The organism is Pseudomonas paraversuta, assembly GCF_904067025.1.
In the GTDB taxonomy this organism is placed as follows: domain Bacteria; phylum Pseudomonadota; class Gammaproteobacteria; order Pseudomonadales; family Pseudomonadaceae; genus Aquipseudomonas; species Aquipseudomonas paraversuta.
In genome coordinates this window covers 4,752,887-4,774,156 of the sequence record NZ_CAJFDA010000001.1, presented here as the reverse complement: position 1 = coordinate 4,774,156, position 21,270 = coordinate 4,752,887, and the positions used below count along the sequence as shown (strand labels likewise).

19 protein-coding genes and 1 tRNA gene are annotated in these 21,270 nt (G+C 58.0%); 9 read left to right on the top strand and 11 right to left on the bottom strand.

Annotated elements, in window-relative coordinates:
• Positions 1-53 precede the first annotated feature (53 nt).
• Complete coding sequence (locus JQ848_RS21590; protein ID WP_202211150.1) at positions 54-752, top strand: DsbA family protein; 699 nt, start codon at positions 54-56, stop codon at positions 750-752.
• A 248-nt stretch (positions 753-1,000) separates the two neighbouring features.
• Positions 1,001-2,284 carry an OprD family porin gene (locus JQ848_RS21585; RefSeq protein ID WP_010656855.1) on the top strand — a complete coding sequence of 428 codons (1,284 nt, stop codon included), beginning with the start codon at positions 1,001-1,003 and terminating at the stop codon, positions 2,282-2,284.
• 93 nt (positions 2,285-2,377) lie between these two features.
• On the opposite strand, the gene JQ848_RS22805 is transcribed toward JQ848_RS21585, so the two are convergent.
• The 8 genes from JQ848_RS22805 to JQ848_RS21545 all read right to left on the bottom strand — a co-directional run bounded on the left by JQ848_RS22805 (position 2,378) and on the right by JQ848_RS21545 (position 11,348).
• On the bottom strand, positions 2,378-2,767 hold the full coding sequence (locus JQ848_RS22805; RefSeq protein WP_235972501.1) for a TagA domain-containing protein: 390 nt from the start codon (positions 2,765-2,767) through the stop codon (positions 2,378-2,380).
• A gap of 5 nt (positions 2,768-2,772) precedes the next feature.
• A complete protein-coding gene (locus JQ848_RS21575; protein WP_202211148.1) occupies positions 2,773-5,211 on the bottom strand; it encodes a TonB-dependent siderophore receptor in 2,439 nt (812 codons plus the stop codon).
• A gap of 112 nt (positions 5,212-5,323) precedes the next feature.
• Entirely contained in the window at positions 5,324-6,271 is a 948-nt protein-coding gene (locus tag JQ848_RS21570) for a FecR domain-containing protein (RefSeq protein ID WP_202211146.1), read from the bottom strand.
• A complete protein-coding gene (locus JQ848_RS21565) occupies positions 6,271-6,771 on the bottom strand; it encodes a sigma-70 family RNA polymerase sigma factor (protein WP_003438428.1) in 501 nt (166 codons plus the stop codon). Before JQ848_RS21565 ends, JQ848_RS21570 begins: the two co-directional genes overlap by 1 nt.
• Before the next feature lie 176 nt (positions 6,772-6,947).
• Positions 6,948-7,898 carry a DNA-binding transcriptional regulator DsdC gene (gene dsdC, locus JQ848_RS21560; protein ID WP_003438430.1) on the bottom strand — a complete coding sequence of 317 codons (951 nt, stop codon included), beginning with the start codon at positions 7,896-7,898 and terminating at the stop codon, positions 6,948-6,950.
• A 100-nt stretch (positions 7,899-7,998) separates the two neighbouring features.
• Positions 7,999-9,351, bottom strand: coding sequence for a D-serine ammonia-lyase (gene dsdA / locus JQ848_RS21555; protein WP_003438432.1), 1,353 nt, complete (start codon positions 9,349-9,351; stop codon positions 7,999-8,001).
• Positions 9,352-9,395: 44 nt separating this feature from the next.
• Positions 9,396-10,736: a GntT/GntP/DsdX family permease gene (locus tag JQ848_RS21550; RefSeq protein WP_010656850.1), complete on the bottom strand. Its 1,341-nt coding sequence runs from the start codon at positions 10,734-10,736 to the stop codon at positions 9,396-9,398.
• A gap of 174 nt (positions 10,737-10,910) precedes the next feature.
• A complete protein-coding gene (locus tag JQ848_RS21545; protein ID WP_003438435.1) occupies positions 10,911-11,348 on the bottom strand; it encodes an Lrp/AsnC family transcriptional regulator in 438 nt (145 codons plus the stop codon).
• A 139-nt stretch (positions 11,349-11,487) separates the two neighbouring features.
• On the opposite strand from JQ848_RS21545, the gene JQ848_RS21540 reads away from it, so the two are divergent.
• The 5 genes from JQ848_RS21540 to JQ848_RS21520 all read left to right on the top strand — a co-directional run bounded on the left by JQ848_RS21540 (position 11,488) and on the right by JQ848_RS21520 (position 17,624).
• On the top strand, positions 11,488-14,535 hold the full coding sequence (locus JQ848_RS21540; RefSeq protein ID WP_161720289.1) for an aminotransferase class III-fold pyridoxal phosphate-dependent enzyme: 3,048 nt from the start codon (positions 11,488-11,490) through the stop codon (positions 14,533-14,535).
• 156 nt (positions 14,536-14,691) lie between these two features.
• On the top strand, positions 14,692-15,480 hold the full coding sequence (locus JQ848_RS21535; RefSeq protein ID WP_010656848.1) for an ABC transporter substrate-binding protein: 789 nt from the start codon (positions 14,692-14,694) through the stop codon (positions 15,478-15,480).
• A gap of 62 nt (positions 15,481-15,542) precedes the next feature.
• Positions 15,543-16,190: an amino acid ABC transporter permease gene (locus JQ848_RS21530; RefSeq protein WP_003438446.1), complete on the top strand. Its 648-nt coding sequence runs from the start codon at positions 15,543-15,545 to the stop codon at positions 16,188-16,190.
• A gap of 10 nt (positions 16,191-16,200) precedes the next feature.
• Positions 16,201-16,860: an amino acid ABC transporter permease gene (locus JQ848_RS21525; RefSeq protein ID WP_010656847.1), complete on the top strand. Its 660-nt coding sequence runs from the start codon at positions 16,201-16,203 to the stop codon at positions 16,858-16,860.
• Entirely contained in the window at positions 16,857-17,624 is a 768-nt protein-coding gene (locus JQ848_RS21520; RefSeq protein WP_328821692.1) for an amino acid ABC transporter ATP-binding protein, read from the top strand. Before JQ848_RS21525 ends, JQ848_RS21520 begins: the two co-directional genes overlap by 4 nt.
• A gap of 116 nt (positions 17,625-17,740) precedes the next feature.
• On the opposite strand, the gene JQ848_RS21515 is transcribed toward JQ848_RS21520, so the two are convergent.
• Positions 17,741-17,816: transfer RNA gene (locus JQ848_RS21515), tRNA-Thr, on the bottom strand.
• 147 nt (positions 17,817-17,963) lie between these two features.
• Between JQ848_RS21515 and JQ848_RS21510 the strand changes: the two genes are divergently transcribed.
• Positions 17,964-18,395, top strand: coding sequence for an HhH-GDP family DNA glycosylase (locus tag JQ848_RS21510; protein WP_202211144.1), 432 nt, complete (start codon positions 17,964-17,966; stop codon positions 18,393-18,395).
• Positions 18,396-18,400: 5 nt separating this feature from the next.
• Positions 18,401-19,144, top strand: a complete 744-nt coding sequence (locus JQ848_RS21505) for a DUF72 domain-containing protein (protein ID WP_202211327.1) — start codon at positions 18,401-18,403, stop codon at positions 19,142-19,144.
• On the opposite strand, the gene JQ848_RS21500 is transcribed toward JQ848_RS21505, so the two are convergent.
• Positions 19,093-20,472, bottom strand: coding sequence for a heavy metal sensor histidine kinase (locus tag JQ848_RS21500; protein ID WP_127195681.1), 1,380 nt, complete (start codon positions 20,470-20,472; stop codon positions 19,093-19,095). The genes JQ848_RS21505 and JQ848_RS21500 overlap by 52 nt on opposite strands.
• Positions 20,465-21,139 (bottom strand): heavy metal response regulator transcription factor, encoded by a 675-nt coding sequence (locus JQ848_RS21495; RefSeq protein ID WP_010656843.1) that lies wholly within the window; start codon positions 21,137-21,139, stop codon positions 20,465-20,467. Before JQ848_RS21495 ends, JQ848_RS21500 begins: the two co-directional genes overlap by 8 nt.
• Between the last annotated feature and the right edge of the window lie 131 nt (positions 21,140-21,270).

The following is a 21,270-nucleotide window of genomic DNA, read 5'->3' as shown; positions in this document are numbered from 1 at the left end:
TGTGAGCCAAAGCTAAGCTGGCGCCCTGTCTTGTTGAACATTTGGAGCGACCCGTGAGCACCACCCCTGTCTTGCATTACATCTACGACCCTTTGTGCGGCTGGTGCTATGGCGCCAAACCCTTGATTGAAGCTGCACGCGGCATCTTGCCGGTTGTGGCCCATGGCGGCGGCATGATGACCGGTGCCCATCGCCGCCCGGTGACGGCCCAGTTGCGGGACTACGTGATGCCCCACGATCGGCGGATTGCCGAACTGACTGGCCAGCCCTTTGGCGAGGCGTACTTTGACGGTCTCCTGCGTGATACCACGGCGGTTTTTGATTCAGAGCCGCCGACCACCGCCATATTGGCAGCGCAGCAAGTGGCAGGGCGCGGACTTGAGCTGTTGGGGCGTCTGCAAACGGCTCACTACGTGGAAGGCCGGCGTATTGCCGATGAAAATCTGTTGCTGGAGCTGGCGGCTGAAATCGGACTGGATGCCGAGGCATTCAAGGCGGCTTTTATTGCGGCCAGGGGTGACATGACACAAGCGCACTTCAAAGACAGTCGGGCGCTGCTGGCGCGGGTCGGTGCTCAGGGGTTCCCGACGCTCGTACTGGAGCAGTCCGGTCAGTATCAGGTGATCGATTCAGGGAAGTATCTGGGCCAGCCCCGGGCCTTTGCCGACTGGTTGCGCCAGCTGGATGGTGTAGCTGTGTGCGACTCAAACGTTTCAGCTCCCGCCTGCGGCCTGAATGGCTGTGATGAGTAATTGCTGACGTCTTGGACAAACTTCAGGAAAACTTTGGCAATTAACAAATTTTTCACGAAATTGACACTTTGCCTTCACGCCGGATAGGATTCCCGCCAACGCCTGTGGCGACTAGCCATACACCAACTTTTCGAAAGACCCGCACGAGTCTTCGCGCGGGTCTTTTTTGTTTATGTGAAGCAACCACCACTCAATGTTTCAGCTTGATACCCACAGCGCGCTTCGTATTCAGAAATAAGGAAAATAATATGTTGAACAAACGGATAGGCCTGCTCGCGTTGGGCGTACTTAGTGCTACCCAGGCCATGGCTAACGATCAAGCTGATGCAAAAGGTTTTGTAGAAGACAGCCACCTGAATGTACTGGCGCGCAACGCCTACATCAGCCGTGACTACAAAAACCATAAACAGGACAAGGCTGAATGGGGCCAGGGCTTCCTCGGCACGTTCAGCTCGGGCTTCACCCAGGGCACAGTGGGTGTGGGTGTGGATGCCTTCGGCATTTACGCACTGCGTCTGGATGGCGGCCGTGGCAAAAGCGGCGCGGGCGGCATCGACTTCTTCAAGCAGGGTGCCGACGGCAAAGCCGCTGACGATATCTCCAAGGCTGGCGCTGCAGTGAAGTTCCGGGTATCCAACACTGTACTCAAGTACGGCGACCAGATGCCTGCTCTGCCGGTACTGATGTACGACAACTCGCGTCTGATGCCAGAAAGCTTCACCGGTACACTGTTGACCTCCAAGGAAATCAACGGCCTTGAGCTCAACGTCGGCCGTTTCACCGCCGAATCGCGTAAAAGCGCTGACGCACGTGACAGCGGCGACCTGAAAAGCATCAATGTGTTCGGCGGTAGCTACAAGTTCACCGACAATCTGTCGGCTTCGCTGTACGGCTCGCAGATGGAAGACGAGCTGAACAAGCAGTACGTGGGTGTTAACTACGTCATGCCGCTGCAAGACAAACAGTCCCTGACGTTTGACTTCAACGGCTACCGTACCCACGTCAAAGAGGACTACGCTCGCGACGTGCTGAAAGTAGACGGTCAGGACAACAAGATCTGGAGCCTGGCGACCACCTACGCGTTTGGCGCACACACCCTGACCCTGGCTTACCAGAGCAGCACCGGCGAAATCGGCTACCCGTATGGCGGCTACCGCAATGCAGGCGGCGTGGGCGATGGCGGCAACACCATCCTGCTGGCCAACTCCTACTGGTCCGACTTCAACGCCAAGGACGAACGTTCGTGGCAGCTGGGTTATGGTTTCGACTTCGGTGCCGTTGGCATTCCAGGCCTGACCTACAACATCGCCTACGTGCGCGGCACCAACATCGACGACGGTTCCGACCGTGGCCGTGGTACCGAGCGTGAAATCTTCAACCAGGCCAAGTACGTCGTACAAAGCGGCCCGGTCAAGGATCTGAGCGTGCGTCTGCGCGGTTCGTGGTTGCGTGTGTCGAACAACGCCAGCGACTACAACGTCGGCGGTAACGAAGTACGGGTATTTGTTGATTACCCGATCAGCATTTTCTGATGCCACCGGTCTGCTGAACAGGCCGGACATCTGAACAAGAAACGCCCCGAACATCAGGTCCTGATGTTCGGGGCGTTTTAGTTTCAGCGTGAGTTATTGTGCGTGTCGAGTCTTGAGCCCCTCACAACGAGAGGAAAGGTATCCTGCTTTTTTGGGGGGCCGTGTACAGATGTTGTAAAAAACCTGTTCGCCATTGATTGTATAAGTAAGGTCGCGCTTGGCGGGGGCAATGCTTTGCCGAAGAATTACAGTGCCATTGTTTATCAGCAAAACAGTACGTGGTAGATCAGACTCGGCAATATTGATATGGGATTTGTTCATGAGGCCGGATTCGATACGATAGTTGTGTAATTTGAAACGATGGGTCGTGTTTTCTTCCTCAACCCACAAATTGCAGGAGCGAGCGTGCCTCGCGGTGTTCTCAACGACACACAGATTGTCGTTGGCACCTGTCGCAAGGCAAGCTCGCTCCTGCAGACGCATTGGGGTCAGAAGTCCCAGCGCGTGGTCAGCATGAAGTTGCGCGGTTCACCATAAATCGCAGAGTTATAGAACCCGATGTTGGTGTAGTAATACTTGTCGAAAACGTTGTTGACGTTGAGGGTGGTCGACAGGTTTTCAGTGAATTGATAACGGGTCATCAGATCCACCACCCAGTAGGGTTTCTGCGAAAAATCTTCGTATCTGTCCTTGGGGCTGTTGTACATCTCTTGCCAGGCAGTGCTCTGCCAGCGTGCGCCACCGCCCACCGAGACTTTGTTCAGGTCGCCCTTGAGTTTGTAGATGGTGTAGAAGCTCAGTTGATCCTCGGGTTCAAAGGTCGAAATCTTTTTACCGCTGTCATCGCGCACCACCTTGTGGGTGTACCCGGCCTGCAGGCTCCAGCCAGGGCTCAGCTCTCCGGATATTTCCAGCTCGTAGCCCTTGGTTCTCGCGGCAGTGCCCTTGAAGGCGTAGTTGGGCGGGGTGGGTGACAGGTTGTTCCAGGCATCGTCGGGGATGGGGCGATTGCTTTCCTTGACCTCGAAATACGCCAGGCTGGCATTCAGGCGGCCATCGAAAAACTCGCTCTTGAGCCCGACTTCATAGTTCTCGCCCTGGTCCGGGTCAAGCATCTTGCTGTGGCGGTCCAGGTTGTAGAACTCCTGGGGCATGAACACATCGGTGTAGCTGGCATACGCGGTCAGGAAGTCGGTGAGGTCGTAGGTGAGGCCGGCGTAGGGAATCAGGCGCCCCGACTCGCGGTAAGTGTTGGTGGTGCCCGTCAGTGTGTAGTCGACTACCCGCCCGCCCACAAAGAGTTTCAGCTCATCGGTAAGGTTAAGGCGCGTGGTCGCGTATATGCCCGTCTGGCGCACGGTGTCATCGCTGATTTGCGACGCATTGCCCCAGTCAGGTTTGGCCAGGTGCCCGTTCCAGTTGAAGTAATCGACAATGTTCGGCGTGCCGAATGTCACGTCCCAGTAACCTTTGCCTTTCCAGTTCGCGGTACTGATCGAGCCGCCCAGCACCAGTTCGTGCTCACGGCCCAGAAATTCGTAGGGGCCGCTGACATACAGATCGGCTGCGTCGCTGGTGGTTTCGCCCTTGTAACGTTGGGCGTTGATTTTGGCGGTGCCGTCAGCCGCGGGCTGGTCGAACTGGATGGCTCCCAACTGCGCATCGTAGCCATTGAGCTTGTGGTCCAGCTGCAACTTGCCTACCCAGCCACTGCCCAGATCCTGTTCCAGGGTGGCGAAGACGGTGCGGGTGTATTGCTGCCAGCTGCTCCAGTCGGTGGCGTTGCTGAAGGAACGCTTGGCACTGTTGATCTCACCCGCATAGTTGTAGAGCGGAAAGCTGCCTGACCAGGTCGAACCCTGGGGTTTATTGTCTTGATAGTCGGCGCCCACGGTCAGCAATGTGTCGGGCGACAGGTCGACTTCGAGGATGCCGTAGAACACCGAGCTCTGATTCGAGTAGCGGTCGATATACGACTGTCGGTCCTGATAGGCCGCCACTGCGCGCCCGCGCACATTACCGGATTCAGTCAAGGGACCACTGACGTCCGCTTCAGTGCGGTAATTGTTCCAGGAGCCTGCTCCCGTGGTGATATGGCCGTGAAAATCGCTGGTCGGTTTCTTGCGTACCAGGTTGATGGTGCCACCCAGCGAACCTGCTCCGCTGAGCAGGCCTGAAGCGCCCTTGAGCACCTCGATACGGTCATAGATCGCCATGTCGCTCAGGGTGTTGCCCGCTGAATAGGCGACGTTGCGCACGGCAGAGGGAATGCCGTCGTACTGGAAGTTGTTGATCGAAAAACCGCGGGAGTAGTAGTTGGTGCGGTCAGTGTCGTAGGCCGATACGGTAATGCCCGGTGTGTGGCGCATCACGTCGTCGACATTGTCGAGCGCGAAGTCATCCATGTGCTGACGGGTGATCACGCTGATCGATTGCGGCGTCTCCCGGGGCTTGAGCACCATGCGGGTGGCGGTGGCGATGTAGCCCGGCGTGTAAGAACCGGTGCCTTCGGTAACAGTGCCCAGCTGGTTGGTGGAAACTTGAGTCGCCCCCAGTTCCAGTGCCGTTTCAGGGCTGCCGGCGACCAGTACATAGCCTCCGTTACTCTGGCGCTCTGCTTGCAACCCGCTGTTGGCGAGCAACCGTTGCAGGCCTTCATCGACGCTGTATTGGCCCTGCAGGCCGGCGCTATTGAGGTGGCCGGTCTGTTTGGGATCGAACGAAATCGTGACCCCCGCCTGTATGCCAAATTGGGTAAGGGCGCTACCCAGCGGGCCGGCGCTGATCTGGTACGTCGCCTGGCTCTGGGCACAAACCCGGGTGGGCACCAGCGCCAGGCCGGACAGGCTGGCAAGGGTTACGCCAAACACCGCCAGGCGAACAGCGCGGGTTATTTTAGTTGTGGGGCTGGGGGCGAGCAGGGGCATTCGGGGATCCTTGCGTTGTCATGTCAGAAACTCGCTGCGATCGCGGCTTATGTCATTGACGGATGAGAATCTAAATCAGCAAGGTTAACCGTCCAGTCATTTGTCGCCGGGCTTACGCCGGTTCGATACTTGCCCAGTAGCGGGTCAGGTAGCGGACCTTCACCGGCAGGGTTTTGCTCAGGTTATCCAGCACTGTTTGCGTGTCATCGAGACGAAAAGCGCCTGATATGTTCAAGTTCTGCACCCCTGGCGCACAACGCACAACACCCGGCCGATAGCGGTCCAGCTCCTCGATAAAGTCGCCCAGGCGCCAGTTGTCGACACTCAGCATGCCTTGTACCCACGCGGTCGAGCCGGCGGGTAAAAGGTGAATGTCATGCACCGCATCGCGGTCAAACGAGACTTGCTGGCCTGCCTCCAGCCGCACGACCCGATCGGGATGCCGGTTTGCACAGACCTGTACCGCGGCTTGCAGCACCCCGACTCGCGTGCGCCCGGCCAATTGGCGGACGCTGAACCGGGTGCCAAGTGCCCGCACGCGCCCTTCGCCGGTATCCACGATGAATGGACGCCGTGCGGGGTCCCTGGCGGTCTCGATCAGAATTTCGCCACGCCACAGCTGGATAAGCCGTTGCTCTGCGTCGAAGCGGATATCCAGCGCCGTGTCCGCGTTCAGCTGCAGTTGCGAGCCATCTTCCAGTTGCAGCGAGCGACATTCGCCCAAGCCCGTGCGTTGCTGAGCCAGCATCGGGCGGTAGGGCAATTGCTCAACGGCCAGCCATGAACAGGCGCCGGTGGCCAGCAGCAGGCCAAGTATTTTCAATACATCGCGGCGTTGCGTACTGGCTGCACCGAGGCTGGACAAGGCTGCCCGGCGGGGTATCAGGGCCCATTGCTGCTGGAGCTTCTCGATCCGGGCCCAGGCTGCAGCGTTCTGTGGACCGGATTGCATCCACACTTGCCAGGCACGGATCCTGGCTTCGCTGAGTTCACCGTCATTGAGCTGCACGTACCACGTGGCGGCAGCCTCAAGTGTTTTCAGGTCCAGGCTAACGCTCATCAGTTATCAACCAGCAACAGGCACCGGGTCATGGCGCGAATCAAATGATTTTTCACCGTCGTGACCGACACACCGAACCGTTCGGCCGCGGCTACATAGGTCAATCCCTCAAGCTGGACCGCGAGGAAAATCTCCCGGGTACGGGCACCCAGTTCATCGAGCAGGCGATCGATGGAGACCAGCATTTCGATGATCGACAAACGGATCTCTGGTGAAACATCCATGGGCTCCGGCCTTTGCGACAGCGCGTGAAGGTAAGCCTGCTCAATGGTGCGCCGGCGAGATTTATCAATCAAAAGTGAACGTGCGATGGCACACAGGTAGCCTCGTGGTTCGCGAATCGGGGCCGCGTTACGAGCGGTCATGACCCGCAGGAACGTATCCTGAGCCAGATCAGAGGCGTCGGCAGCATTGCCCAGGCGCACGCGCAACCAGCCCTTCAACCAACTGTTGTGGTCGTTGTACAACTGATGAAGAGCTGAGCGATCGAGCGCCGACATGAGAATGCCACCAGTGAGTAAATGGTAATCGATCGCATTGTCGTGATGGCACGCTGTTTATGCAAGGGCGTTTTTGACGGGATGGATCGGGTCGCTGCGTGGCGGCGCTTGCAGACAGCGGCCCGGCGTCCTTCGATTCAGGCCGGGCGCCATGATGCGCGAGCCCGGCGCGCGGGTCAGAGTGGTGGCGATGACTGCCGCGCACATTCTTTGAGCCAGTTCATAAACACCAGCAAGCGCTTGGGGAGGGTGCTGAGGGGAGGGTGAACCAGATAATAATCGTAGTGGCCGCACACGCTGAAGTCGGCGAAGGGCAGCACCAGTTCGCCACGATCAACGCGTTTTTGGACCAGTTGCTGGCGGCCGATGGCGATGCCGGCGTGGTTCATGGCTGCGGTCACGCTCAGGTCGGAGCGATCGAAGGTCAGGGTTCGCTTGGGCAGGGCTGCAAGCATGTTGTGTTGTTCGGCCCACAACGTCCACTCGGCATCGAAGGCGGCATGATCCCAGGCCAGGGAGTCGTGCAGGGTCGTGCAGTGTCTCAAGTTCTCCGGGCTTTGCAGCAGGCCGTGGCGTTGCGCGTATTGCGGGCTGCATACCGGGGCCAGACGTTCCTGCATCAGGCGGTGACTGGTCAGGCCGGGAAATTCACCGTTGGCGTAATACAGGGCCAGATCAATTTTGCGGGTGCGGAAGTCGACATTGTCATTGCCCACCCGCAGATCCAGTGAGACCAGCGGGTAACGCTCGACGAAATCCGCCAGTCTGGGCACCAGCCAGCATTGGGCGACCGAAGGCCGGACATAAAGCGCAATGGAGCCGGCAATTTCTGCCTGTGACGATTGTTCAAGGGCCTCGGACAGTTCGCCCATCGCGTTCTGCAGTATTTCGAAGATGCGTTCGCCTTCGTCGGTCAGACTGACCTGGCGGGTCAGGCGCTGGAACAGCTTCATGTTCAGGGCTGTTTCCAGCCGGCTGATACGGTGGCTGACGGCGCTGGCGGTCAGGCACAGTTCCTCTGCGGCGCGGGCGAAGCTCAGATGGCGTGCGGCAACCAGAAACGTATGCAAATTGGCGAACTGGCTGCTGTTGAGTCTGGAACTGATGCGGGGCGGAAGGTTGAGCACGGCTGTTTCCCCTCAAGCCAAAAGACCGGTAAGGCTTGCCGGATGTGGCAATGGGTGCATTTTGCCACATCCGGTCCAGCCTTTGAGTCAGCGGGCAGGATCAGCCCCTGGCGAGCAATTCACGGCCCTTGCCCAGATAAGCGTCCATCTCGTCGCCAGGCACCATGTTGCCGCCCGTAGCCCAGATCAGGTGAGTGGCATTGGCCATGGCATGGGCGTCCAGGCCTGCGCGGGCCAGGTAGCCCTGCTGATCGGCCTGCACCCTGGCAATCCCGGGTACGCCGGCGAGCGCGGAGGGCTCAAGGCGCAGACCTTCGCTGCGCTCCATCAGTGCCAGCAGGCTGTACATTTCTTCATCGCTGACGGTGTAAAAGCCATCAAGCAGGCGCTGCATGGCCTTGCCCACAAAACCGGAAGCGCGGCCAACCGCCAGGCCGTCTGCAGCGGTTACGTTATCAATGCCGAAGTCTTGCACGCTGACTTCATCGTGCAGGCCGGTATAGACGCCCAGCATCATGCAGGGTGAATGGGTGGGTTCGGCGAAGATGCAGTGCACGGCATCACCGAACGCCAGCTTCAGGCCGAACGCCACACCACCCGGTGCGCCGCCCACGCCACAGGGCAAATACACAAACAGCGGATGTTGCGCATCTACGGTAATTTGCGCTGCTGCCAATTGTTGCTTCAGACGCTCGGCGGCGACGGCGTAACCCAGAAACAGATTGACCGAGTTTTCATCGTCGACGAAATGGCAGGCCGGGTCGGCCTCTGCCTGTTCACGGCCCTGGGCCACGGCCACGCTGTAATCGCTGGCGTATTCGATGACGGTTACGCCGTGAGCGCGCAATTTGTCTTTCTTCCATTGGCGGGCATCGGCCGACATGTGCACGGTGACCTGGAAGCCCAGGGCTGCGCCCATGATCCCGATCGACATGCCGAGGTTTCCGGTGGAGCCGACGGCTATTTTGTACTGCCCGAAAAACGCCCGGGCCTTGTCGCTGTGCAGCACCGCGTAGTCGTCTTCGAGGGTCAGGAAATTCTCGGCCAGTGCCAGATCTTCGGCATGCTTGAGCACTTCATAGATCCCGCCGCGCGCCTTGATCGAACCCGAGATGGGCAGATGGCTGTCGCGCTTGAGCCACAGCGAGCCCGTCAATACCTGGTTGTAGCGCTCGCCGAGCAGTTGCTGCAGATGGCTCACCGGCACAATGTCCGACTCGATAATCCCGCCACTGCTGGCCGTTTCCGGGAACGCCTGGCGCAGGTAAGAAGCAAATCGCGTGAGCCGGGCGCTGGCATCGGCGACATCGGCTTCGGTCAGTCCCACATCGCCAATGGCCTGGGCGACCGGGGCCACGCCGGGATTGAACCAGGTGGTTTCTTGCAGCGCGACCAGATCGCGAATCAGAGGGTAGCTGGCACACCAGCTTTCAAGGGTTTTTCCCAAAATCATGACGTGGTCCCTTTAAACAATAAGGCTGAAAAATACGGGTTGGATCAAACAAAGTGCGACAGCACCAGGGTCAGGCCCAGTGCGATCAACGAGGCCAGTACCGTGGCGGTGGTAAATATCTTCAGTGCGTCGGTCAGCGAGACCCCCAGGTACTCCTTGACCACCCAGAAGGCCGAGTCCGTGACATGGGTCCAGCCCATGGCACCGGCGCCGATGGCTACGCAGATGATTTCCTTGCTCACCGTGGGATGGGCACCGAGCATGGGCAGGATCATGCCCGCCGCACTGATCATGGCCACCGTTGCCGAACCGACGGCGAAGTGCATCAGGCCGGCCACCAGCCATGCCAGAACGATGGGGTTCATATTCAATTGGGTCAGGGTGGCGGACAGTGCGTCACCCACGCCGCTGTCCACCAGAATGCCGTTGAAGGCCCCGCCGGCACCGATGATCAGCAGAATGCTGGCCAGAGGCGGGAAGCTCTTCTGGGTGTGAGCCAGCAGCTCAGCCATGCTCAGCCCGCGGCGCAAGCCCAGCGACCAATAGGCAAACACCACGGCAATGGACAGGGCGATCAGGGGAGTGCCCAGAAATGAAATAACGCTGAATGCCATGGAGTCGTGGGGCAGCCCGGCAGCGAAGGTTTTCCCCACCATCAGCAGCAGGGGCAACATAATGGTCAGCAGGGTCAGGCCAAGGCCTGGCAGCTCCCGGGTTTTGCTGTCATCGCAATGCTCGTTCAAAAACGCTTCCTGAGAGTCCGGCGCATCGCGCTTGCAGACCAGCTTGACCCACAGCGGTCCGGCGATCATGGCGGTCGGCAGGGCGACAATCAGGCCATAGATGATCACTTTGCCGACATCGGCACCCAGCAACCCGGTAATTGCCATCGCGGCCGGGTGGGGCGGCAACATGCAATGCACGGCCATCAGCGACACGGCTAGGGGCACGCCCAGGTACAAAAGATTGATTCTGGTTTCTTTCGCGACCACATAGATCAACGGAATCAACAGAACAAAACCTACTTCAAAGAACACCGGGATGCCGGCTATGAATCCTACGAGCATCATGGCCCAGGAGGCGCGCTCCTTACCCAGGGCCTTGAGCAGTGTCTGAGCGATGCGCTCGGCGCCGCCTGACTCTTCCAGCATCTTGCCGAGAATCCCGCCCAGACCAATGATGGTTGCCAGAAACCCGAGCGTGCCGCCGACACCTTTTTCATAGGAAGCAGCCAGTTGCGTCAGCGGCATGCCTGAACCAATACCCACCACAAAGCTGGCGGCAGTCAGGGCCAGAAAGGCGTGGACGCGGACTTTGACGATCAGAAAAACAATCAGAGCAATGGCACAAAACAACACCAGCAATAGAGTGGTAGCACTGTGCATGGAATCTCCTGGAAGCGCTTTTATTGTTGAAATCAGTGATCGGAGTCACTTTGCTTCCAGCAATTAGAAGTTACATCTCAGGGGGCTGACAAAGGATGGATCCTCAAGGGACAGATGACGTGGGGTCATCTATGAGACCCCGGGTAACGGTTTGAATCTGGAGTCGCTGACGCCTCAGGACTGCCGGTCAATATCGCGGCGAAGCACCACGGCGGTGGTGATGTCTTCAACGGATTCATGGCTGGCGACTGCATCCCGCACCCGGTTCAGATCATCAATGGTGCGTGACTCGACCTCAATCACCAGGTCGAGCTGACCGCTGACCGAAGAGATGCGTCGCACCTGGGAGTTTTGTGCAAGCAGGTCAAGCAGGCCCATTGCAGGCGTGCGCTTGAGGCACACCAGGAGGATTGCGCGAATCACGTTGGCATCGATTTCGCCGATATCGGCCCGGTAGCCTCTGATCACCCCGTTGCGTTCAAGGTTGATGACCCGCTCGCTGGTAGCACTTCTTGAAAGACCGATTCTCGCTGCCAGGGCCTTCAGGGCAATTCGAGCCTCTTTAGAAAGAATTTCGAGTATTTCGCGATCTTTCGTGTCCAGCTCGCGCATTGGAACTCCCCGATTCTGCTACCGAATTTGTGCCGGTTGATTCCGGCAATATGCAGGCCAAAGCCGACCGCATACCTACTGTCCTGCAAGGTTTCGCATGCCAAGCTATCTGAAAAAAATGGCCTGGAAAACAATTACCATGACTAATCTTTCCCATCCCGCCCCCCGGTTCTCGATGGCTGATGCCGAAAAGCTCGGCGAGCAGCTTTTCAACGTTACAGGTACGGCTGCGCCTCTGGATGGCGAGCGCGACCGCAACTACCGGTTGCAGACAGGAACCGGTGCGGGATGGATTCTGAAAGTGGTCAACTCGACTGAACCGCGAGTCGAAAGCGAGTTTCAGGCCGCCATTCTCAGCCACCTCGCCAGCTACAGCCCCGAACTCACCGTGCCTTCACTCAAGAAAAGCCTGACAGGTGACTTTCTGGCCTCTGTAGTGGCGCCCTCCGGTGAAACCCATGCAGTGCGCATGGTTAGCTGGTTGCACGGCACGCCCCTGGCCGAGGTTCCGCGCACGTTCGAGTTGATGCGCAGCCTGGGCCAATCGTTCGGTGATATAGACCGGGCCCTTCAAGGCTTCATCCATCCCGGCGCGGTACGGGATCTGGACTGGGATCTGCGTCACGCCGCACGTTCGCGTTCACGCCTGCACTTCATCAAGGACCCTGCCAGAAGAGCCATTCTGGAACGCTTCATCGATCGTTTTGAACACTCCGTGCAACCCCGGCTTGCGCGTCTGCGCACCCAGGTCATTCACAACGACGGTAATGACTGGAACATCCTGGTCGATCCGCGGAACCCGCAGAAGGTCTCAGGCATCATCGACTTTGGCGATGCGGTCCATACCATTCTGATTGCCGAAGTCGCCATCACCTGCGCGTATTCCATTCTCGACATGGAAGATCCGGTCGGCGCAGCAGCTGCCCTGACTGCCGGTTTCCATGAGAAGTACCCGCTGCAACCGCAAGAGCTTGATGTTCTCTTCAATCTGATTGCCATGCGCCTGGTGACAAGCGTCACCTTGTCGGCTTTGCGCTGCGGCCAGACCGAGGACAATCCCTACCTGGCCATCAGCGAAGCGCCGGCCTGGCGCCTTCTGGAGCGAATGGACCGGATGAACCCGCGCCTGGCGACGGCGATCCTGCGCAAAGCCTGCGGGTTTGATGCGATCGAGGGCGCCGGTGCGGTTCGCCGCTGGATGGGCGAAAACAGCAAATCCTTCGCGGATATCGTGCATCCGTCTGCGGCGACCATGAACAAGGCCATTGCGCCGTTTGCAGATGCATCCCACGTGATGACCATCGCTTCCGCCGAGCAGCGTCCTGCAGAGGCCGCCAGGTGGTGGAATGAATTTTCTGCCGGGCATAAGGTGCCGCTGGGCATCGGGCCATGGGGCGAGGCCAGAACCATCTATACCGACACGGCGTTCGAATCGCGGTTCATTGAAGGGCAGCGTCGGATCATTCACGTTGGTGTCGACTTGCTCATGCCCGCGGGGACGCCTCTGTATACCCCTGTTGCCGGGGTGGTGCGCAGCGTCGAAGTCGAGGGCGACCCGCTGGGCTACGGTGGTTTGATCATGCTCGAGCATTCGCCAGAAGCCTGTCCGCCATTCCTGACGCTGTGGGGGCACATGGCCCATGAAGCGCTGGCGCGGCTCAAGCCCGGTGATCGCCTGGAGGCGGGTGCGCTTGTGGGGTATATGGGCACGGATGCGGAAAATGGTGGCTGGATCCCCCATGTGCATTTTCAGATGTCCACTGACACAGGGTTGCAAGCCAGCGAGTTCATCGGCGTAGGTGAGCGGGCTTATCTTGAGGTCTGGGCTGACGTGTTCCCCGACCCTTCGGCGCTCGCCGGCATTCCTCCGGAAACCTACAGCCAGGACGGGCGCAGCAAGGCCGAGATTGTGGCGAAGCGTAAAGAGCTGTTGCTGCCTAACTTGTCGATTTCGTATTCAGATCCGATCAAGTTCGTACGCGGGGACGGGGTCTGGTTGATAGACAACTTCGGCAGGGCCTACCTGGATTGCTTCAATAACGTGTGCCATCTCGGCCATTCCCATCCGGATGTGGTGCAAGCGCTGTCGCAACAAGCCGCCCGGCTCAATACCAATACCCGTTACCTGCACGACAATATTGTGGAGTATGCAGAGCGGCTCACCGCCACGTTACCCGCAGGTCTGGCGGTTGCTTCCTTCGGTTGTTCAGGCAGTGAAGCCAACAGCCTGATGCTCCGTATGGCGCGCAATCACACGGGTCGCAACGATGCGATTGTGCTGGACTGGGCTTACCACGGCACGACCCAGGAACTGATCGACCTCAGCCCTTACAAGTACAAGCGCAAAGCCGGCAAGGGCCGTGCAGAGCATGTGTTTGAGGCGGTTGTACCGGATGCTTACCGTGCTGCGGCTGACTGGCCGTTCGAGGAGCTGGGCAAACGTTTCGCTGAAAGCGTGGCGGACCAGATCGAGATCATGCGCAAGCAGGGCAGAGCCCCGGCGTTCTTTTTGGCGGAGTCCATTCCCAGCGTCGCCGGGCAACTGTTCTTCCCGGAAAACTACCTCAAAGAAGTCTATGCCATGGTGCGTGCAGAGGGCGGTCTGTGCCTGGCTGACGAAGTCCAGGTCGGCTTTGGTCGGGTCGGCAGCCACTGGTGGGCGTTTGAAACCCAGGGTGTGGTTCCCGATGCAGTCTCCATGGGCAAACCCATTGGCAACGGGCATCCCATGTCGGCGGTGGTGACCACCCGTGAAATTGCCGACAGCTTCAACAACGGCATGGAGTACTTCAATACCTTTGCCGGCAGCCCGGTTTCATGCGCCATAGGGCTCTCGGTGCTGGATGTGATCGAGCGCGATAACTTGAAGCTCAACGCACTGACCATGGGTAACTATCTGCTCGATGGCTTTCGCAAGCTGCAGCTACGCTACGAGGCCATAGGCGATGTGCGCGGTCAGGGGCTGTTCCTCGGCATCGAACTGGTCACGGATCGAAAAACCAGGGTTCCCGCCACCGCGCTGGCCAGAAAAGTCGCCGACGGTGCCCGGGAGCGAGGCATTTTGATCGGTACGGAAGGCCCCCATGACAATGTTCTGAAAATGCGCCCGGCGATGATTTTCAGTCAGACCAATGCTGATTTTCTGCTTGAGGTTCTGGACGAAAGCTTTAAGGCTGCACTTGAGTAAATCCTCGGCCGACATTGTGTCGGCCAACTCCGGCAATGTGTCAGTCAGGCTGACACCTTGCAGGGTGCTTTGCGCAATGACCTATGCAAAGCTTTGGTGAAGGCTGGGTGAGTAATCCCAAGAAAAATAAAAAACAATTCTTCCAAGGTGCCTCCAATGCTAACTACAAAGCTCAAGCAATTGATTGCCGCGTCCACAGTTGCGGCTGCGGCACTGTTTTGCACGTCAGCTGTTCAGGCCGATGATTTGACGTCGGTCCAGGACTCCAAAGAAATCCGTATCGCGATGAGCGGCCAATACTCTCCCTTCAGCTTTGCCAACGAGCAGAACCAGATTGTCGGCTTCGATGCCTCCATCAGCGAGGCCCTGGCCGAGCGCCTGGGGGTAAAGGTGAAGATTATTACCACGCCGTTCGACGGGATAATTGCCGGTCTGCTGGCGAAAAAATATGACGCCATTATCGCCTCCATGACCATTACCCCGGAACGCCAGAGGGCCGTGGATTTCGTGGGGCCCTATTACCATGCGGGCCGCACGATCGTGGTGAAGGACGACTCTTCGATCACAAGCCTTGATGACCTTAAAGATGTGGTGGTTGGCGTCACGCTCGGGGATGCCCACGATAAATGGGCCAGGGCGCGCGGCAACCTGAAGGTGCGAGCCTATAAAGGTCTGCCCGAAATGCTGGTCGATCTGGATGCCGGGCGTATCGATGCGATAGTGATGGACAGCGTTCCGGTGCTGGTCGCAGTCAAGGAAACCGGGCAGAAGGTGCGCATCATTACGCCACCGCAGAGCGATGGCGGGATTGAAGGCATGGGCATTGCACTGCGCAAAAATAACCCCGAGCTCAAGGCGGCGCTGCAGGGCGCGCTTGCAGACATGCTCGCCGATGGTACTTACGAAAAGATCTCGATGCAGTGGATTGGCAAAGATATCCGCTGATTCGGCGTTAGCCTGGCCCGACTTGTCGTCGGGCCAGTCATCTGACTTTTCTGAGCGTGCCCATGGATTTGACTCTCATACAGCGCACATTTCCGTTTTTCCTGGAGGCGGCCTGGATTACGGTGCAAATCTCCGTGCTCGCACTGTTGCTTGGTTTTCTGGTGGCCATCGTGCTGGTGGCTGCGCGGTTATCCACAGTCCTCATATTTCGCTGGCTGGCAAGGCTCTACATCAGTGTTTTTCGTGGCACCCCCTGCCTGGTTCAGCTGTTCATCATCTACTTCGGCGGCCCGCAGATCGGAATTGAACTGGAGCCGTTTGCCGCAGGTGTCATAGGTTTGGGCCTGAACATCGCCGCTTATATGGCGGAATCCATTCGTGGCGCTATCTCCAACGTGGACCCGGGCCAGGAAGAGGCTGCACGTTCAATTGGTTTCGGGCGCAGCCAGACGTTATGGTTCATCACCCTGCCACAAGCTGCAAAGTTAATGATCCGGCCGCTGGGGGTTAACGCTGTCGCACTGATTAAAGGGTCTGCACTGGTGTCGACGATCTCTGTGGTTGAACTTTCATATACGGCGCAACGCTTTATCAGTTCAACCTACAAGCCATTCGAAATCTTTATGGTGTCGGCACTGCTTTATATTGTGATGGTCTACTCGGTCAGATTTATTGTGGATTATCTCGACAATCGCTTCGCAGCAAGGTGAGAGCATTCATATGCAAAGCCTGGATCTGAGTATCGTTACACCCTATTCCGAGATGCTGGCGATGGGGCTGTGGTGGACGCTAATAATGTTTGTAACGTCCAGCGTAGTAAGTCTGCTGGCCGGGATCGCCTTTGCCCTGATCGTTCTTTATGCCCCCAAAGTTGTGGCATTGCCCGTGCGTTTTATGACGTGGCTGCTCATGGGCACGCCACTGCTTTTGCAGTTGTACGTGATTTATTATGGTCTGGTGCAAGTGGGCATCGATATTCCTGCACCGGTGGCCGGGATCATTGGCCTTAGCCTGCACTTCGCTGTCTACAATGCCGATGTGATACGTGCCGGCGTGGTCTCGGTTGACCCCGGTCAGATTGAAGGTGCCCGTTCTATCGGTCTCAGCCGTGGACAGACCCAGTGTTACGTCATAGTGCCGCAAGCACTGCGCAGGACCCTTGCGCCGCTGGGAAATAATCTGATTGTCCTGTTAAAGGACACTTCACTGGTGTCAATGATCGGGATTGCAGAGCTGGTATACAGCGCGCAACTGGCAGTCAGCGAAACTTATAGCCCGTTCGAGTTTTATCTGACTGTTGCGGTTATCTATTACGCGGCCAATCTTGTTCTCGAAGCCGGCCTGCATCTTCTCGAAAAGAAAGTAGAGATGTCACGATGATCAATAATACATATATGGTTGAGGTCAAGGGTGCCCGTAAGGCATATGGAGCACTAGAAGTACTCAAGGGCATAGATCTTTGTGTCGCTCGCGGGCAAATCATCGCCATCATCGGCCCCAGTGGATCTGGCAAAAGCACACTGCTGCGCTCCATCAATCACCTGGAAGTGCTGAATGATGGCGAGGTCTGGTTAGATGGAGAACAAGTTAACCGGCCATTGAAAGGCCGTGCCTATGAACAGCATATAAATGCCGTGCGTCAGCAAATGGGCATGGTCTTCCAGCACTTCAATTTATTTCCGCATTTGACCGTATATGAAAACATTGCGCTGGGCCCGCTTAAGCTCAAGGGGCTGACGAAAAAAGCCGCGCGTGAACTGGCGCTGGAATATTTGGCAAAAGTCGGACTGGCCGACAAATTTGATGAATATCCCTCCCGCCTCTCTGGCGGACAGAAACAGCGGGTTGCCATCTCAAGGGCGCTGGCAATGCAGCCCAAAGTCATGTTGTTCGATGAGGCCACATCGGCGCTGGACCCCGAGCTGGTCGAAGAGGTCAACCTGGTCATGAAGCAGCTCGCCGCGGAGAACATGACCATGTTGATCGTCACCCATGAAATGCGTTTTGCAGGCGAAGTTGCAGACCGGATTATCTTTATGGACGGCGGGGTTGTGGTCGAGGAAGGGGCGCCGGGCGAGATCCTGCAGAACCCGGTTCAGGAGCGAACCCGGTCGTTCCTGAAAAAGCATCTGCACAATAGCTAGCAGTTAACGGGCGTCCTTTTAGCGCCAGGCCTGGAACCCCAAAACGAAAAAACCCGCCAGAAGGCGGGTTTTTCGGTGGTTTCAAAGACTGTGTTGGCTGTCTTTGGAACCTTGTATGGTGCCGGCACCAAGAGTCGAACTCGGGACCTACTGATTACAAGTCAGTTGCTCTACCAACTGAGCTATACCGGCGTTATGGGCGACGAGTATACCCGGATGTTTTTAGTTGTAAACCCCTGATAACTGACTATTTTTACGCGCGCGTCAGCGGACCCGAAAAAACGAACTTCCGCTCCTGGTGTTTTTCATATCTACACAGGGCTGATGAGGGAGCGCGTCATGACTGAAGTGATCACCGCCAACGATCTGGGCATCAGGTTGCAGGCCAGCGATGAAACCGCCCTGTTCAAATGGTTTGTTGCCAGTTTTTTGATGGGCAAGCGAATACAGGCACCGATTGCCGCCAGGGCTTATCAGGTTCTGGTCGAAGAGCACGGCTGTGACTCGGCCCGGCGTCTGGCGCAGCTTTCCCATCGGGAACTGGTGTCGATTCTCGGTAAGGCACATTACGTGCGTTACGACGAAACTACCGCCACCCGTCTGTCTGCCCTGGCCAGGAAACTGCTCGATGAATATGACGGTAAATTCGCCGCCCTCTGTAGTACCGGTAAAGATCGCCACACCTTTGAACGTCGCTTGCTGGAATTCGACGGTGTGGGGCCCAAGACTGTGGAAATCTTTATGCGTGATGCCGCTGAGGTGTTGTTTTGAACCGCATCTTCGTGGGCTGCGCCGGATGGAGCATCGGCCGTGAATACTGGCCACGTTTTGCCCGTGACGGTACGCATTTGCAGCGTTACGCCGGGCGCTTTTCGGCCACGGAAATCAACAGTTCATTTTACCGGCCCCATCGTGCGCAGACTTACCAGCGGTGGGCTGACAGCGTAGGGCCGGACTTCCGATTCTCGGTCAAATTAGCCAAATCGATCACCCATGATCGGCGCTTGCAGAGCTGCGAAGAGGAGCTGGACAGTTTTTTTGCGCAATGCACGCAGTTGGGCGATCGCCTGGGCTGTGTGTTGGTGCAATTACCGCCCGGGTTGATGTATGAACCGCAAATTGCACGGGCGTTTTTCCAGGAGGTGCGCCTTCGGTACAAGGGTTCATTGGTGCTGGAGCCGCGTAACGACTCATGGCTGGCGGCCGATGAGCTGTTACAGACATTGCATATCGGCCGGGTTGCCGCTGATCCGGCGGTATTAAGCACGGGCTTTCAAACGGGCGGGTGGCCTGGGGTGCAATATTGGCGCCTGCATGGCTCGCCGCGCATTTATCACAGTGAATATGGCTTAGCCCGACTCAGGGCGCTGGCAGAACAGGTGCTCATGGGCGCAGCGTCTACGACCGAGTACTGGTTCATTTTCGATAACACGGCCAGCGGTTTCGCCATCAACGACGCGCTGACCTTTCAAGCACTCATGGGCAACGCGGGGAACCCCAGCTCAAACAACGTTCCCTGAGCGTCGCTGCGTACCCGCACCTGTCCGTGATGCAACAGCATGATCGAGCGCACGATCGCCAGCCCCAGCCCGCCGCTGTCACCGGGTTCTGCACGGGAGGGATCGACGCGGTAAAACCGGTCGAACAGTCTGTCCAGATGTTGCGGGTCGATGGGCGGGCCCTGGTTATGTACGCCAACCCAGCAATATTGGGCGTCATCACGGCGTTGCAAGGTGATGGTTGTCCCGGCTTCGGCATGGCGCACGGCATTGGCCAGCAAGTTACCCAGGGCCCGTTGCAGCAACTGCTGGTCAACGTTCAGCACCCCTGTCAGTGAGTTGATCAGCTGTAACTGACGGTCTTCTGCCAAGGCTTCAAAGTAATCGCACAACTCCTCGCCCACGGTCTGCAAGTCCAGGGTTTGCAGTTGCAGGGGCCGTTGGCCGTGATCGGCACGGGCCAGGAAAATCAGGTTTTCGACCATGCGGTTCAGCCGTTCGTACTCTTCGATATTCGACGCCAGCAGTTCCTGATACTCGTCCGGGCTGCGTGGCTGGTTCAGTGCCAGGCTGTTACTGCCCAGCAAGTTGTGCAGCGGCGTGCGAATTTCGTGGGCCAGGTCGGCAGAGAATTGTGACAGTCGGCCAAAGCTGTCTTCGAGGCGAACCAGCATTGCGTTAAGTGCCTGTACGGGCTCTTTCAGCTCTGCCGGAAAATTGTCGGCGGGCATGCGTTGATCGAGGCTGCGGGGGGTGATGTCGCGCATGGCCTGCGCCAGTTCACGCAGAGGCACCAGACCGCGTCGCAACAGCAGCAAGCCAAGGCCGAAGGCGAGTACTGCGCCAAAGCCTACCGCCATGTACAGACGCCCCCGGTAGCTGGCGAGCATTTGCTCACGCTCTTGCAGGCGTTTGCCGACGGTGACAATCAAGCGCTCGTCACCCGGGCCTTGTGCCACCCCTGTGAGCAAGGCGATGTTATCCACAGTCTGGATGTCAGACCGTAGCGGCGACGAATCCTGAGCAATGGGTGTCAGTTCGGGCAGTGCTTGCTGATGCGGATTGATGGCGATGACCCGACCCCCATCGCTACGTTTGACCAGCAACACACTGTCCAGATTGCCCAGCATGTTTTGATACAGGCGCGGACGCTCCTGCAGGGCTTCGAGGCTGTCGCTGTCGTGCAGCAGGGCCCGGACCTGCTCGAGACGACCGAGCAGTGCCTGATCGTCGCGAAAGGTCAGCTCCGAGGCCAGCGAGCGATACAGAAACACTCCGATCACACTCAGCACCAGAGCGCAGGTCAAGGCAATCGCCAGGGCCAGACGCCAGGCGATGGATCTATTCATCCGGGGCTTCGAGCTGGTAGCCGACACCGCGTACGGTGTGGATAAGTTTTGGCATGTACGGGTCGTCGACCTTGGAGCGCAGGCGGCGTACGGCGACTTCAACCATGTTGGTGTCACTGTCGAAGTTGAGGTTCCAGACCTGGGAGGCGATCAAGGTGCGCGATAACACTTCACCCTGGCGGCTGGCCAGCAGGTGCAGCAATGCGAACTCCTTGTTGGTCAGGCTGATGCGTTGACCGCCACGGCTGACGCGCCGGCGCAGCACATCGATTTCGAGGTCGGCAATGGTGTAAGACTCGGCCTCGCGCAACGGCCCGCGACGCAGCAGGGTGCGCACCCGGGCCAGTAATTCGGCAAAGGCGAAGGGTTTGAGCAAGTAATCGTCGGCCCCCAGTTCCAGGCCGCGAACCCGGTCTTCGATGGCGTCCTTGGCGGTCAGGAACAGTACCGGGGTGGCGCCACGCTGACGGATCAACTGCAGCAGTTGCCAGCCGTTGAGCCCCGGCAGCATCACGTCCAGGATGATCAGGTCGTATTCCTGCTGCTCAACAAAGTAGCGTCCGTCCAGCCCGTTCAGCGCCACATCTACCGCAAAGCCTGACTCGCCCAGGCCTTTGGCCAGGAAATCGGCCGTCTTGGCTTCATCTTCAACCAGTAACAAACGCATCGCACACCTCGATCAATCGTCTGCACAGGCTAGGCGTCTTCTGTGGCATTGCCTATTACAAACTTGTAATGCAACTGACGGGGTTTTGACGGAGCTCTCTGGCTAAGGTGTCGGCACTCGTTAAGGAGCTT

Coding starts and splice junctions, on each gene's coding strand:
- JQ848_RS21495 (WP_010656843.1), bottom strand. CDS start 21,139: ATGCGTTTGTTACTGGTTGAAGATGAAGCCAAGACGGCCGATTTCCTG.
- JQ848_RS21520 (WP_328821692.1), top strand. CDS start 16,857: ATGATCAATAATACATATATGGTTGAGGTCAAGGGTGCCCGTAAGGCA.
- JQ848_RS21540 (WP_161720289.1), top strand. CDS start 11,488: ATGACTAATCTTTCCCATCCCGCCCCCCGGTTCTCGATGGCTGATGCC.
- JQ848_RS21500 (WP_127195681.1), bottom strand. CDS start 20,472: ATGAATAGATCCATCGCCTGGCGTCTGGCCCTGGCGATTGCCTTGACC.
- JQ848_RS21565 (WP_003438428.1), bottom strand. CDS start 6,771: ATGTCGGCGCTCGATCGCTCAGCTCTTCATCAGTTGTACAACGACCAC.
- JQ848_RS21550 (WP_010656850.1), bottom strand. CDS start 10,736: ATGCACAGTGCTACCACTCTATTGCTGGTGTTGTTTTGTGCCATTGCT.
- JQ848_RS21525 (WP_010656847.1), top strand. CDS start 16,201: ATGCAAAGCCTGGATCTGAGTATCGTTACACCCTATTCCGAGATGCTG.
- JQ848_RS21585 (WP_010656855.1), top strand. CDS start 1,001: ATGTTGAACAAACGGATAGGCCTGCTCGCGTTGGGCGTACTTAGTGCT.
- JQ848_RS22805 (WP_235972501.1), bottom strand. CDS start 2,767: ATGCGTCTGCAGGAGCGAGCTTGCCTTGCGACAGGTGCCAACGACAAT.
- JQ848_RS21530 (WP_003438446.1), top strand. CDS start 15,543: ATGGATTTGACTCTCATACAGCGCACATTTCCGTTTTTCCTGGAGGCG.
- JQ848_RS21510 (WP_202211144.1), top strand. CDS start 17,964: ATGACTGAAGTGATCACCGCCAACGATCTGGGCATCAGGTTGCAGGCC.
- JQ848_RS21575 (WP_202211148.1), bottom strand. CDS start 5,211: ATGCCCCTGCTCGCCCCCAGCCCCACAACTAAAATAACCCGCGCTGTT.
- dsdA (WP_003438432.1), bottom strand. CDS start 9,351: ATGATTTTGGGAAAAACCCTTGAAAGCTGGTGTGCCAGCTACCCTCTG.
- JQ848_RS21535 (WP_010656848.1), top strand. CDS start 14,692: ATGCTAACTACAAAGCTCAAGCAATTGATTGCCGCGTCCACAGTTGCG.
- JQ848_RS21545 (WP_003438435.1), bottom strand. CDS start 11,348: ATGCGCGAGCTGGACACGAAAGATCGCGAAATACTCGAAATTCTTTCT.
- JQ848_RS21570 (WP_202211146.1), bottom strand. CDS start 6,271: ATGAGCGTTAGCCTGGACCTGAAAACACTTGAGGCTGCCGCCACGTGG.